Raw genomic sequence first — 12,133 nt, 5'->3', positions numbered from 1 at the left:
GCGGGGCGATGCGGGGGTGCTGGGTGTGGCGGTGGAGTTGGAGTCCGGGGTGGGTGCCGCGCGGGCTCGAGGGGCGCGGGGGAGCGGAGGTGGGTCGCCGCGCTGACCGGCGGCTGCGTGGCCGCCGTCCGTCGGCCGTGCTCGCGGGTGTGGCGCGTCGTCGAGCGGTGCTTCTGCCTGCGGTCGCCCAGTCTGGGCGCGCTGCCCATTGTGGACGAATCCGGCACTGTCGGGTGAAAAGCCGCTCGCGGAGTTTGCCGTCTGGGCACACCAGGGAACCACCGCCACGAGTATCCGGAGTGGACCCACCGGGGCCCGCCCCGAGAGGAGGCTCACCGTGAGTGGATGGGTGCGGGTGCACGACGAGCCAGGAGGGCTGAACGCGACCTTCGTCCTCGCCCGGCCGCGCTCCGGCACCGTCGGCGAGACCCAGCGCGTCGCCCACGTCTTCCCGCTGCCCGCGGAGCGGCCCGGGCTGCTGGTCGCCTACTGCGGCTTCGAAGGCCGCCGCGGTGAGCTGGACCTGCTGGACCGGCCCGTCGGCATGCCGTGCGAGCGATGCCTGGTCGTGGCCGCCCGCCGGGCCGGCGCCGGCACCATCCCCCAGCAGCGGCGCAACTGAGCGGACGAGCGTCCCACGCAAACCCCCTCGAACAGAACCTCCTTGACGCACGTCTGCGGTCAAACTTAAAGTACAGTCGTCCACAAACTTTCGAGGGGGCGGCATGACCACCGACGTGCTCACCGGAACCTTGCGCGGCGCACCCTGGCGGCGGCTCGCGATCCTCGGCGACAGCGTCGCCGAGGGGCTGGGGGACCCGGCCGACGGCTACCCGCCGCCACCGTGGGCCGACCGGCTGGCGGACCTGCTGCGCGAACACCAGCCGGACCTGGCCTACGCCAACCTCGGCCTCCGCGACACGCGCGCCGCCCAGGTGCGGGACACCCAGCTCGCCGCGGCCCTGGACTTCCGGCCGGACCTGGCGGTGGTCGCGGCCGGTGGCAACGACATGCTCCGCCGCTCCTTCGACCCCGTCGCGGTCGAGCAAGCGCTGTCCGAAATCGTTTCCGCGCTCCGCGCAGCCGGGGCCGCGGTGGTGATCATGGGCCTGTTCGACATCTCCCGCTCCCCGCTCGCGGCCGCGGACCTGCGCGACGGGCTCCGCGTCCGGCTGGCCCAGCTCGCGCGGCTCACCCGCCGCGTCGCCGACCGGCACGGCGCCTGGTACGTCGACCTCGGCGACCATCCCGCGTCAGCCGACGCAGGGATCTACAGCGCGGACCGGTTGCACGTCAACGCCCGCGGCCACGCGATCGTCCTCGCCGAGACCGTCCGCCGCCTCGCGGCGGAACTGCCGCGCTGACCCGCCCGAGGATCGTCGACGGTGCGCTGAGCCAGTACGACCGGTTCGCCGACCTCATCGAACCGGCCGACGCCGGCTGGGACACGCCGACGCGGTGTACCGGATGGCGGGTGCGGGACGTCGCCGCCCACGTCGTCGGCAACGCCGTGGACACCGCCGACGGCACCATCGGCAGACGCAGCCCCGACGAGCAGGCCGCCGCCCTCCGGCACCACGACCCGGCCGAACTGGCCGCGATGCTCCGCGCGGCCAACGGAAGACTCCGCACGTCACTGTCCAGACTGGACGACGAGCTGTGGGGCAAACCCAGCGGCGTGCCGGGCCGGACGATCGGCAACGGCGTCCTGACCCTGTGGTACGACGCCTACGTCCACGGCGACGACATCCGCGCGGCACTGGGCCGGGAGTCCGAACGGGACGGTGGTCTGGCCGCCGCCGTGCACTGGGTCGCCGACACCCTCCGGCAGCGCGGATGGGGGCCGGCGCGACTCGACCTGCGCGGCTTCGGCCCGATCGACATCGGCGACGGGGGAGAAACCGTGCAGGCCGACGCGCTCGACTTCGTGCTCGCCGCGTCCGGGCGCCGGGACCCGGCCGCGCTCGGCCTTGCCGACGACGTCAACGTGTACTCACGCTGACCCCTTCTGGGCCGCCGCGTACGCGAGCTTGTCCGGGTTGACGATGGTGCGCAGGGCGACCAGGCCGTCCGCGCCCGGCTCGGGCACCACGATCCCGAACAGCTCACCCCACAGGTGCATCGCGATGCCCGGTTCGCCGTTGATCGAGCGCACCGAGAACTCGATCTCCCCCGCGCGGGGATCGCGCACCAGGCCGGCGACGTAGCGAGCGACGCGCTCGCGCCCGGACACCGGACGCCGGGCCGCGCTGACCTTGCCGCCACCGTCCGCCCAGGACACGACCTCCTCGGCGAACATCCGCTCCAGCGCCGCCACATCGCCGTGCACGGCCGCGGCGAGGAACCGCTCCACGATCGCGCGGCGTTGCTCGGCCGTCGCGGTGAAGCGTGTGCGCCCGTCGCCGACGTGCTGCCGCGCCCGGCGGTAGAGCTGGCGGACGTGGGTCTCGTCGAGGTCGAGGATCTCACCGATCTCGCGGTGGCTGTGGCCGAACGCCTCGCGCAGCACGAACGCCGCGCGCTCCGGCGGGGTCAGCCGTTCCAGCAGGACGAGCAGCCCGATCGACAGCGACTCACGCTGCTCGGCGGTCTCCAGCGGGCCCAGCTCGCCGCCTCCGGTGAACACCGGCTCCGGCAGCCACGGCCCGGTGTAGAGCTCGCGCCGCGCCCGCGCGGAGGTGAGCCGGTTCAGGCACAGGTTCGTGACGACCTTGGTCAGCCACGCCTCGGGCACCTCGACGCCGGTGCTCGCGTCCCAGCGGAGGTAGGCCTCCTGCACGACGTCCTCGGCCTCGGACGCCTCGCCGAGCAGCCGGTAGGCCAGGCCGAGCAGGCGCGGGCGGTTGGCTTCGAACAGGGCGAGGCGGTCCACGCCCCCAGGCTACTGGCCCTGCTGCGGATCGAAGTCGTCGTGCGGGTCTCCCTCGGAGGTGCCCTGCTCGCCCCGCTGGACCTGCTGTTCCTCGGCCGAGGAGTCCTCGGCGCCGGGCAGGTCCTCGCGCGGGTCGTCGTGCTTGCGTTCCATGCGCCCGGGCTACCCGGCGGCGGCGGGCCGAAACGGTTCAGGCCGGTGGTTCGGTGGTGCGGTAGATGGTGGTCAGCCACACGTCGAGCAGCACGTCGACCACGTCCGCCTCGGGCACGGCCGGCCCGTCACCGCCGAAGGTGGCGTACAGGACGCGCTCGTTCATCGAGTTCAGCGCGATCGCCAGGTCCCGCGCGGGAAGCCCGGCCGGAGCCGCGCCGCGCGCCCGCTCCGCCTCGATGGCTTCGGCGGTGCGGCGGACCCACGTCTCCATCATGCCCGCCCACAGCTCCCGCACTTCGGCGTTGGTGTGGCGGGCCTCCGCCGCCGCGAGGGCGACCGCGCGGTGCGCGCGGAAGGTCGTGTAGATCGCGTCCAGGCACTGCCGCCAGCGCTGCGCGGGGCTCGGGCCGGGGGTGTCGAACACCGCCGAGGACGCCCGGTCGGCCTCCTCGGTGACCCGGTCGAGCAGCGTGAGCAGCACCGCGTCCTTGGAGCGGAAGTAGAAGTAGAACGTCGGCCGCGAGATCCCGGCGCCGCGGGCGAGGTCGTCAGTGGAGATCTCGCTCAGCGGCCGCTCCGCGAGCAGCCGCTCGGCGGTGGCCAGGATCGCCAGCTCCCGTTCGTCGCCGCTGGGCCGGGGCGCGCGCCGGCCGCGAGCAGCGCGGGCGCGGACGGCGGGATCGGTGGCCATGCCGTCACCGTAGCAGGCTGTCGACGCCCTGTCGGCGCTCTCGACAGGGTGTTGACCGTCTCGACATACCGTTGGTACGTTGCGGTTCAGACGCCGGAGGAACGGGGAAGCGATGACGCTGGAACACGTCGACGTCCTGATCGTCGGTGCCGGGCTGTCCGGCATCGGCGCCGCCAGTCACCTGCAGGCGGAGTGTCCGGGCCGGTCGTACGCGATCTTCGAGTCGCGCGGTGCGATCGGCGGCACCTGGGACCTCTTCCGCTATCCGGGCGTGCGCTCGGACTCGGACATGTTCACGCTCGGCTACTCGTTCGAGCCGTGGACCGACGCGAAGGCGATCGCCGACGGCCCGTCGATCCGCGAGTACGTGCAGCGCACCGCGCGCACCCGCGGCATCGACCGCAGGATCCGGTTCCACCACCGCGTGGTGCGGGCCGAGTGGTCCTCCGGCGAAGCACTGTGGACGGTCGAGGCGGAGCGCTCGGACACCGGTGAGCGCGTGCGGATCACCTGTGACTTCCTGTTCGTCAACTCCGGCTACTACCGCTACGACCAGGGCTACGCGCCCCAGTTCCCGGGGCAGGACGAGTTCACCGGGACCGTCGTGCACCCGCAGCACTGGCCGGAGGACCTGGACTACACCGGCAAGCGCGTCGTGGTGATCGGCAGCGGGGCCACGGCCGTGACGCTGCTGCCCGCGATGGCCGGCGACGCGGCGCACGTGACGATGCTGCAGCGCTCGCCCAGCTACGTGCTGTCCCTGCCGGGCACCGATCCGGTCGCCGACAAGCTGCGCGGGGTGCTGCCGGCCAAGGTCGCCTACCCGATCGTGCGGTGGAAGAACGTGGTGTCGGCGATGCTGTTCTTCCAGCTCAGCCGCCGCAGCCCGGGAGTTGTCCGGAAGTTCCTGCGCAAGGCCGTCTCCGCCCAGCTGCCGCGCGGTTTCGACGTGGACCGGCACTTCAACCCCAGCTACGACCCGTGGGACCAGCGGGTGTGCTTCGTCCCGGACGGCGACCTGTTCAAGGCCGTGCGCAGCGGGAAGGCGGACATCGTCACCGACACCATCGAGACGTTCACCGCAGACGGCATCCGGCTGTCCTCGGGGCGGGTGCTGGAGGCCGACATCGTCGTCACCGCCACCGGGCTGAACCTGCTGCCCTTCGGCGGGCTGGAGCTGGTGGTCGACGGCGAGCCGGTGGAGCTCGGCGAACGGCTGGCGTACAAGGGGATGATGCTCTCCGGCGTGCCGAACTACGCGTTCACCATCGGCTACACCAACGCGTCCTGGACGCTGAAGGCCGACCTCGTCGCCGGGTACGTGTGCCGCCTGCTCAACCACCTCGACGAGCACGGCTACACCACCTGCACCCCGGTGCCGCCGCCGTCGGTCACCGCGACCGAGCCGCTGATCGACCTCAAGTCCGGGTACGTGCTGCGCAGCCTGGACAAGCTGCCCAAGCAGGGCCCGGCCGCGCCGTGGCGGCTGTTCCAGAACTACCCGCGCGACGTGCTGCTGATGCGGCACGGGTCGCTGGAGGACGACGCCATGCGGTTCGCGCGCACCGCGAAGCAGGCGAAGGAGCGGGTGGCCTGATGCGGCGCTACACCTTCGACGGCGGCACGGCCGTGGTGACCGGTGCGGCGAGCGGGATCGGTGCGGCGCTCGCGCACGCCCTGGCCGCGCGGGGCTCGAACCTGGTGCTGCTGGACCGCGACGCCGACCGGCTGACCGCGGTGACCAAGGCCGTGGGATCCACTGTGGACGTATCGGCGCACGTGGTCGACCTGGCTTCGGCGGAGGAGACGGCCGCGGCCGCCGAGCGGGTGCTGGCCGAGAACCCGCGCCTGACGCTGCTGATCAACAACGCGGGCGTGGCGCTGGGCGGGCGGTTCGACCAGCTGACGCTGGAGGAGTTCGGCTGGGTCGTGGACGTCAACTTCCGCGCCCCGGTCCAGCTGACCCACGCGTTGCTGCCCGCGCTCAAGGCCGCGCCCGGCTCGCACATCGCCAACGTGTCCAGCCTGTTCGGGCTGATCGCGCCGCCCGGGCAGTCGGCGTACTCGGCGAGCAAGTTCGCCATCCGCGGGTTCACCGAGGCGATCCCGCACGAGCTGGCCGGGCAGGTCGGCGTCACGTCGGTGCATCCGGGCGGCATCCGCACCCGGATCGCGGAGTCGGCGCGCGTCGGCAGCGGCGTGCCCGGCGGGATGGACACCCGGCAGTGGGAACGCGTGCTGCGGATGGACCCGGCCAAGGCGGCGGCGGTCATCGTGGACGCGATCGAGCACCGCAAGCCGCGCGTGCTGATCGGCTGGGACGCGAAGATCCCGGACCTGCTGGTGCGGCTGCTGCCCGGCGCGCACAGCCGTCTGCTGGGAAGGCTTCGCTGACCGTGGACTTCGTGGACGTGCGCGGGCGGCGGGCCCGCTACCGGGTCGCGGGTGACGGGCCGCCGGTCCTGCTGCTGCACGGGATCGGCCGGAGCCTGCGGGACTGGTCGGAGCAGCAGGACCTGCTCGCCGACGAGTACCGCACCTACAGCGTCGACCTCGCCGGCTTCGGGATGTCGGAACCGTTGCCGGGCAAGCACACGCTGGCGGCGCTGGCCGGGTTCGCGGCGGACTTCCTGGACGCGGTGGGGGAGACCGGCCCGGTGCACGTGGCCGGCAACTCCCTCGGCGGCGCGGTCGCGATGCGGTTGTCGGTGGACGCGCCGGAGCGGGTGCGCAGCCTGGCGCTGGTGAACAGCGCCGGTTTCGGCCGCGAGGTGACGATGGCGCTGCGGCGGCTCGCGTTGCGGCCGCTGGGGAAGCTGCTGCTGCGCCCGAGCCGGTCGGCGGCGATGCGGGTGGAGCGGGCGTTGTTCCACGACCGCGCGTTCGCGACGCGGGAGCGGGTCGAGCACGCGCTGGAGATCGCCCGGCAGCCGCACGCGGCGCGGGTGATGCTGGAGACCGCCCGCGGACTGGGCGGTTTCCGCGGCGTGCGGGAGGACTGGCGTGCCGAGCTGATCCAGGCGGTGGCCGCGCGGGCCCTGCCGACGCTCGTCGTGTGGGGTGATCGGGACCTGATCCTGCCCGCCCTGCACCTGGATGCCGCCCGGCGCGCGTTGCCGCACGCGCAGACGCGGTTGTTCACCGGCACCGGGCACATGCCGCAGATCGAGCGGGCCAAGGAGTTCCACGACCTGGTGACGGAGTTCTGGGCGGAGCAGGTCACGACCAGGGCGTGACCTGCCGCGGCACCCGTTCCCCGTCCAGGACCACGCCGTCCAGGCTCAGCTGCAGCGCCATCCGCCCCGCCGAGCGCCGAGTCAACGACCCGGACCTCAGCGGCGCAGCGCCTTGCGCGCCAGCCAGTTGCCGAGGAACTGCGCGCCCTGCACCAGCACGATGATCGTGACGACCGCCAGCCACGTCACCACCCAGTCGAACCGGTGGTAGCCGTAGGTGATGGCGAAGTCGCCGAGCCCGCCGCCGCCGACCGCGCCCGCCACCGCCGTCATGTCGACGATCGCGACGAACACGAACGTGTAGCCCAGCACCAGCGGTCCGAGCGCCTCCGGCACCAGCAGCGTCAGGATGATCCGCAGCGGGCTCGCGCCCATCGCGCGCGCCGCCTCGATCACGCCCGGGTCGATGGTGACCAGGTTCTGCTCGACGATCCGGGAGATCCCGAACGTCGCGGCGAACACCAGCGCGAACGTCGCCGCCGCGGTTCCCAGCTGGGTGCCCACGACGAAGATCGTCACCGGCCCGATCGCGGTGATGAAGATGATGAACGGGATCGGCCGGATGATGTTGACCAGCACGTTGAGCACGGTGAACACGAACCGGTTCGCCAGCAGCCCGCCCGCGCGCGTGGTGTAGAGCAGGATGCCCAGCACCAGCCCGAGCGCGCCGCCGACGACGAGCGTGACCACGGCCATGCCCAGCGTCTGCGCGATCGCCTCCCAGAACACCGGGCCCAGGGTCTCCCAGTCCAGGCTCATGCCGCGATCTCCTCGATCTCGGTGGTGGCGCGCAGGTCCGCGATGAGCGCGTCCACGTCGGCGTCCGCGCCGATCAGCTCCAGCGTGAGACCGCCGAACGACCGGCCGGACAACGCGGTGATGCCGCCGTAGACGATCTCGAACCGCACGTTGTGCTTGCCGACCGCGTCGGACAGGACCGCGCCGAGCCGCCCGTCGTCGTGGACCTTCGCCGTCACCAGCCGCCCGCCGTGCCGCGCGCGGATGCGGTCGAGGTCGGCGCCCTCCGGGGTGTCCCGGACGACCGACCCGACGAACCGCTGCGCCGCGTGTGTCTTCGGCGACGAGAACACCTCGAACACGCTGCCCTGCTCGATGACCCGGCCCGAGTCGAGCACCGCCACCCGGTCGGCGATCTCCCGCACGACCTCCATCTCGTGGGTGATCACCACGATCGTCACGCCCAGCTCGGTGTTGACGCGCTCGAGCAGCCGCAGCACCTCGCCGGTGGTCTCCGGGTCGAGCGCGCTGGTGGACTCGTCGGCCAGCAGGATCTTTGGGTTCGTCGCGAGCGCCCGGGCGATCCCGACGCGCTGCTTCTGCCCGCCGGAGAGCTGGTCCGGGTAGTGCCACGCCTTGTCGGTGATGCCGACGAACTTCAGCAGCTCGGCCACCCGCGCCTTGCGGCGTTCCTTGTCCCACCCGGCGATCTTCAGCGGGTAGGCCACGTTGCCGAACACCGTTCGGGAGCGGAACAGGTTGAACTGCTGGAAGATCATCCCGATCCCGGCCCGCACCCGGCGCAGCTCCCGCTCGTTCAGCGTGGTCAGGTCCACACCGTCGACGAGCACCCGCCCGGAGGTGACCGGTTCGAGCGCGTTGACCAGCCGGACCAGCGTGCTCTTGCCGGCGCCGGAGTAGCCGATGATGCCGAAGACCTCACCCGCGCCGATCGTCAGGTCGACGTCCGCCAGCGCGGTGACGTCACCGAAGCGCTTGGTGACGCCCTGGAACTCGATGAGCGCGTTCACTTCTTCGCGGCCCGCACGGTCTGTTCGAGGCGGTCCAGGATCGCCTGCAGGTCGGTGTTGGGGCGCTCCACCAGCACGGCGGTGTTCTTCGACTCGGCCCGCACCTCGCCGGCCACGCGCGGATCCCGGTAGAGCTGGGCCAGCTTGAGGTAGGTCGGGTTGTCCTTGTCCTGGGCGCGGGTGACGAAGGTGTTGATGTAGGGCTCCGCGGACGGGTTCGCCGGGTCGTCGTTGAACAGCGCCGTCGACGGGTCGAGGTTCGCGTCCAGGGCGAAGTTGTTGTTGACGATCGCGCCGTCGACCGACGGGAGCGCGGCCACGGTCTGCGAGGCGTCCACCGGGGTCACGGTGACCTTCGAGGCGGCCTGGTCGATCTCGGCCGGGGTGGACAGCACGGTCCCGCCGCCGCGCAGCGAGATCAGGCCGGCCGACTGCAGCACCAGCAGGGCACGCGCCTGGTTGGTCGGGTCGTTCGGGATCGCGATCTGCCCGCCGCGCGGGATGTCGGCCACGGTGGCGTGCTTGCGCGAGTACAGGCTCAGCGGCACCACGTAGGTCGAGCCGACCGGGGTGAGGTCCTGGTTCGCGCTGACGTTGTAGTTGGCGAGGAACAGCAGGTGCTGGAACAGGTTCACGTCCAGCTGGCCCTGCGCGAGCGCCGGGTTGGCCTGCGTGTAGTCGGAGAAGTTGACCAGCTCCAGGTCGATCCCGTTCTCGGCGGCGACCTGCCGGAAGGCCTTCCAGTAGTCGGCGCTCGCGTCGGTGACCCCGATCTTCACGGTGGTGTGGCCGGCGCTGGTGCCGGAGTCCGACGTCGTGTTGACGACGATCAGGACCACGGCGACGAGGACGACGACCACGGCGAGGATGACGCCGGCCAGCGGGCCGCGTTTCCGGCGCGGCTTCTCGGGGAGGACGGCGTCGTCGGAGGAGTTTTCGGACATGGCGCCATCCTGCCGCCGGTCACCGGAACGGGGGACAACCGTCCCACATGGTGATCGGCGGCAGGATGGATTTGCCTTCGATCGTCAGGCTGTGCTAGCGGCCCGCCGTCGAATCATCCGCGGTAGCGGCCCTGGGTCTGGACGTTCAGCTCGTCCATCCGCACCGACTTCGCGCTCGCCGTGCGCGGGTCGTGCAGGGCGAACACGTCCAGGCCCTTCTGGATGTCGGAGGAGTAGATGTGGCCGTTGTAGTAGTAGGCCGACCACGACCCGCCGGTGATCAGCTGCTCGTTCGACAGCGGGCCGCGCTCCCAGTAGGCCAGCTCCTTCGGGTGGGCGGAGTCGGTGAAGTCCCACACCGAGATCCCGCCTTGGTACCAGGCCTGGACCATGATGTCGCGGCCCTTGACCGGGATCAGCGAGCCGTTGTGCGCCACGCAGTTCTCGGTCTGCGCCTGCTCCCGCGGGATCTTGAAGTAGCTCGCGAAGCGCAGGCTGCGGTCGTCGCCGCGGCCGGTGATGTCGTAGATCGCGTCCGCGCCGCGGACCGCGCCGATCGCCGCCGTGCACGCCGGCTGGCCGCCGCCGCCCAGCTCGTCGGTGAAGACGACCTTGGTGCCCTGGTTGTTGAACGTCGCCGAGTGCCAGAACGCGAAGTTCGTGTCGTCCTGGACCTGCTCGATGATCCGCGGCCGCTCCCGGTCGGAGATGTCGAACAGCACCCCGTCACCCATGCACGCGCCGGCCGCCAGGTCCTTCTCCGGGTAGGCGGTGATGTCGTGGCAGCCCGAGGTCTCGGTGACGTAGTGGTTCGGGAAGGTGCCCGGGATGCCGCGGTTGCCGCCGGCCTCGCCGAAGACCACCGGCTCGTTGACGACGGCCGCGGCCGCCGGGTTGTGCACCGGGACCTTGACCACCGAGATCAGGTCGTGCGGCGGCCGGCAGTCCGGGAACTCGGCACGCGGGCTGTAGGAGGAGACGTAGAGGTAGACGTCCTTGCCGTTCTTGCCCGGCACCAGCGTGTGGGTGTGCGAACCGCACTTCGTCTCGACCGCGGCCACGTACTTCGGGTTGGCCAGATCGCTGATGTCGAAGACCTTGATGCCCTCCCACGAGTTCTTCTCCGTGGCCGGCTGGCTGGTGCTGGCGCAGGAGTTGTCGCTGCGCGAGGAGTCGGTGGACAGGAACAGCAGGTCGCCGGACACCGAGACGTCGTTCTGCGAGCCGGGGCAGAGCACCTGGCTGACGATCGCCGGCTTGCTGGGCTTGCTGATGTCGTAGATCGTGAAGCCGCTGTAGTTGCCGACGATCGCGTGGTCATCGGTGAACGCGATGTCGGTCCCGAGGGCGTTCACGTTGTCGAACGGGGCCTGCTTCGGGATGTTCGCCAGGTGCTGGATGTTGCGGGACTGCCTGACCTCGTCGACCCCCGGGATGCCGGGCTCGGCCGACGCCGGTGCGGCGCCGAGCGTGGTCAGCGACAGGGCGAGCGCGCCGGTTAGCGCGAACAGCCGGCGTCTGCGTCGGTTCCCCAGAGCCACGTGGCCAACCCCTTTCGGTTCGGAAGAAAAACGAAGTATGACCGAATCTCCCGCCTCGGCGACAGCGCCGAAAGTAGGCTTTTTCCTGCGGTACGGTCGCGGGTACGGACGAGTGCGAGGAGGGCCCGTGCGGGGGTTCGTCGTGGGAACGTTGCTGGCAGCGGCGGTGCTGGGCGCGGCGTGCGCGCCGGAACCGGAGGCGCCGCCGGTCGTGGTGCCGGGCGCGCCCGGGGAGCCGGCCCGGACGCTGCCCGCGGACGAGGCGAGCGCGGCGGTGCCGTCGAACCGGCACAACGACGCCGACGTGTCGTACGTGCAGCGGATGATCATGCACCACCAGCAGGCGATCCGGATGGGCGAGCTGGTGCCGGCGCGGGCCGCGCGGGAGGACGTGAAGGGCCTGGCGGCCCGCATCGCGGCGACGCAGGGGCCGGAGATCACGTCGATGACCGCGTGGTTGCGGCAGCGGGGGCTGGAGGTGCCGGGGGAGCACTCCGGTCACCACGGCTCGCACGCCGAGCACGGCCCGATGCCGGGGATGGCGACCGAGGAGCAGCTGGCCGCGCTGGCGGCCGCGTCCGGGCCCGAGTTCGACCGGCTGTTCCTGCAGCTGATGACCGCGCACCACGAGGGCGCGATCACGATGGCGACCGAGGTGCTGGGCGCCGGGGCGGACGTGTTCGTGGAGGAGATGGCGACCGACGTGATCGCCTCGCAGACCGACGAGGTCCACCGGATGCGCGCGATGGCCGGCTGACGCCGGCCCCGGGAGGGCAGGACTCGCGCCCGCGAGCGTGGGACTCGCGTGCGGGAGGGTGGGACTCGCGTGCTGTCGCCAGTTCCACAGTCATTGCCGCGAGTTCTGCACTCGGTGCTGTGAGTTCTGCACTCGGAGTCGCGGGTTCTGAGGTTGGGGCTGCGAGT

At 71.7% G+C, this 12,133-nt stretch carries 14 protein-coding genes; 7 read left to right on the top strand and 7 right to left on the bottom strand.

Annotated elements, in window-relative coordinates; genetic code table 11:
• Positions 1 to 337 precede the first annotated feature (337 nt).
• The 3 genes from D0D28_RS34240 (at position 338) to D0D28_RS34230 (ending at position 2,002) form a co-directional block, all read left to right on the top strand.
• Entirely contained in the window at positions 338 to 622 is a 285-nt protein-coding gene (locus D0D28_RS34240; protein WP_233157201.1) for a hypothetical protein, read from the top strand.
• A gap of 103 nt (positions 623 to 725) precedes the next feature.
• The gene (locus D0D28_RS34235; protein ID WP_116115321.1) at positions 726 to 1,364 is read left to right on the top strand and encodes an SGNH/GDSL hydrolase family protein; all 639 of its coding nucleotides are present in this window, start codon (positions 726 to 728) and stop codon (positions 1,362 to 1,364) included.
• Positions 1,361 to 2,002, top strand: a complete 642-nt coding sequence (locus tag D0D28_RS34230; protein WP_116115325.1) for a maleylpyruvate isomerase family mycothiol-dependent enzyme — start codon at positions 1,361 to 1,363, stop codon at positions 2,000 to 2,002. Before D0D28_RS34235 ends, D0D28_RS34230 begins: the two co-directional genes overlap by 4 nt.
• Here the strand turns inward: D0D28_RS34230 and sigJ are convergent.
• From sigJ to D0D28_RS34220, 3 genes are read right to left on the bottom strand one after another with little or no spacing between them, the layout of a single operon-like run.
• On the bottom strand, positions 1,994 to 2,872 hold the full coding sequence (sigJ, locus tag D0D28_RS34225; protein WP_116115319.1) for an RNA polymerase sigma factor SigJ: 879 nt from the start codon (positions 2,870 to 2,872) through the stop codon (positions 1,994 to 1,996). The two genes, D0D28_RS34230 and sigJ, sit on opposite strands and share 9 nt — an antisense overlap.
• 9 nt (positions 2,873 to 2,881) lie before the next feature.
• Complete coding sequence (locus D0D28_RS36430; protein WP_167481551.1) at positions 2,882 to 3,025, bottom strand: hypothetical protein; 144 nt, start codon at positions 3,023 to 3,025, stop codon at positions 2,882 to 2,884.
• A 37-nt stretch (positions 3,026 to 3,062) separates the two neighbouring features.
• Positions 3,063 to 3,719, bottom strand: a complete 657-nt coding sequence (locus D0D28_RS34220; protein WP_116115317.1) for a TetR/AcrR family transcriptional regulator — start codon at positions 3,717 to 3,719, stop codon at positions 3,063 to 3,065.
• Between the two features lie 112 nt (positions 3,720 to 3,831).
• Here D0D28_RS34220 and D0D28_RS34215 point away from each other — a divergent pair, with 112 nt between their 5' ends.
• Genes D0D28_RS34215 through D0D28_RS34205 form a run of 3 tightly spaced genes read left to right on the top strand, consistent with a single transcriptional unit; the run spans position 3,832 to position 6,955 of the window.
• Positions 3,832 to 5,316, top strand: a complete 1,485-nt coding sequence (locus D0D28_RS34215) for a flavin-containing monooxygenase (RefSeq protein ID WP_116115315.1) — start codon at positions 3,832 to 3,834, stop codon at positions 5,314 to 5,316.
• A complete protein-coding gene (locus D0D28_RS34210; RefSeq protein ID WP_116115313.1) occupies positions 5,316 to 6,113 on the top strand; it encodes an SDR family NAD(P)-dependent oxidoreductase in 798 nt (265 codons plus the stop codon). The genes D0D28_RS34215 and D0D28_RS34210 overlap by 1 nt, the downstream gene beginning before the upstream one ends.
• A 2-nt stretch (positions 6,114 to 6,115) precedes the next feature.
• On the top strand, positions 6,116 to 6,955 hold the full coding sequence (locus tag D0D28_RS34205; RefSeq protein WP_240323466.1) for an alpha/beta fold hydrolase: 840 nt from the start codon (positions 6,116 to 6,118) through the stop codon (positions 6,953 to 6,955).
• Between the two features lie 96 nt (positions 6,956 to 7,051).
• Here D0D28_RS34205 and D0D28_RS34200 read toward each other — a convergent pair whose 3' ends face one another.
• From D0D28_RS34200 to D0D28_RS34185, 4 genes are all read right to left on the bottom strand, one after another.
• Entirely contained in the window at positions 7,052 to 7,714 is a 663-nt protein-coding gene (locus D0D28_RS34200) for a methionine ABC transporter permease (RefSeq protein ID WP_020423486.1), read from the bottom strand.
• Complete coding sequence (locus D0D28_RS34195) at positions 7,711 to 8,724, bottom strand: methionine ABC transporter ATP-binding protein (RefSeq protein ID WP_116115311.1); 1,014 nt, start codon at positions 8,722 to 8,724, stop codon at positions 7,711 to 7,713. The genes D0D28_RS34200 and D0D28_RS34195 overlap by 4 nt, the downstream gene beginning before the upstream one ends.
• Positions 8,721 to 9,668 (bottom strand): MetQ/NlpA family ABC transporter substrate-binding protein, encoded by a 948-nt coding sequence (locus D0D28_RS34190; RefSeq protein ID WP_116115309.1) that lies wholly within the window; start codon positions 9,666 to 9,668, stop codon positions 8,721 to 8,723. Before D0D28_RS34190 ends, D0D28_RS34195 begins: the two co-directional genes overlap by 4 nt.
• A gap of 113 nt (positions 9,669 to 9,781) precedes the next feature.
• Entirely contained in the window at positions 9,782 to 11,209 is a 1,428-nt protein-coding gene (locus D0D28_RS34185) for an LVIVD repeat-containing protein (protein ID WP_116115307.1), read from the bottom strand.
• A 127-nt stretch (positions 11,210 to 11,336) separates the two neighbouring features.
• Between D0D28_RS34185 and D0D28_RS34180 the strand changes: the two genes are divergently transcribed.
• Positions 11,337 to 11,966, top strand: coding sequence for a DUF305 domain-containing protein (locus D0D28_RS34180; RefSeq protein ID WP_094004956.1), 630 nt, complete (start codon positions 11,337 to 11,339; stop codon positions 11,964 to 11,966).
• Positions 11,967 to 12,133: the final 167 nt, after the last annotated feature.

This window comes from Amycolatopsis ruanii (assembly GCF_003385175.1).
Taxonomy (GTDB): domain Bacteria; phylum Actinomycetota; class Actinomycetes; order Mycobacteriales; family Pseudonocardiaceae; genus Amycolatopsis_E; species Amycolatopsis_E thermalba.
This window is presented reverse-complemented; position numbering and strand designations above follow the sequence as displayed.

What these genes read in the sequence shown, in the direction of transcription:
- D0D28_RS34235 (WP_116115321.1), top strand. Translation starts at nt 726, where the DNA reads ATGACCACCGACGTGCTCACCGGAACCTTGCGCGGCGCACCCTGGCGG.
- D0D28_RS36430 (WP_167481551.1), bottom strand. Translation starts at nt 3,025, where the DNA reads ATGGAACGCAAGCACGACGACCCGCGCGAGGACCTGCCCGGCGCCGAG.
- D0D28_RS34220 (WP_116115317.1), bottom strand. Translation starts at nt 3,719, where the DNA reads ATGGCCACCGATCCCGCCGTCCGCGCCCGCGCTGCTCGCGGCCGGCGC.
- D0D28_RS34215 (WP_116115315.1), top strand. Translation starts at nt 3,832, where the DNA reads ATGACGCTGGAACACGTCGACGTCCTGATCGTCGGTGCCGGGCTGTCC.
- D0D28_RS34210 (WP_116115313.1), top strand. Translation starts at nt 5,316, where the DNA reads ATGCGGCGCTACACCTTCGACGGCGGCACGGCCGTGGTGACCGGTGCG.
- D0D28_RS34200 (WP_020423486.1), bottom strand. Translation starts at nt 7,714, where the DNA reads ATGAGCCTGGACTGGGAGACCCTGGGCCCGGTGTTCTGGGAGGCGATC.
- D0D28_RS34190 (WP_116115309.1), bottom strand. Translation starts at nt 9,668, where the DNA reads ATGTCCGAAAACTCCTCCGACGACGCCGTCCTCCCCGAGAAGCCGCGC.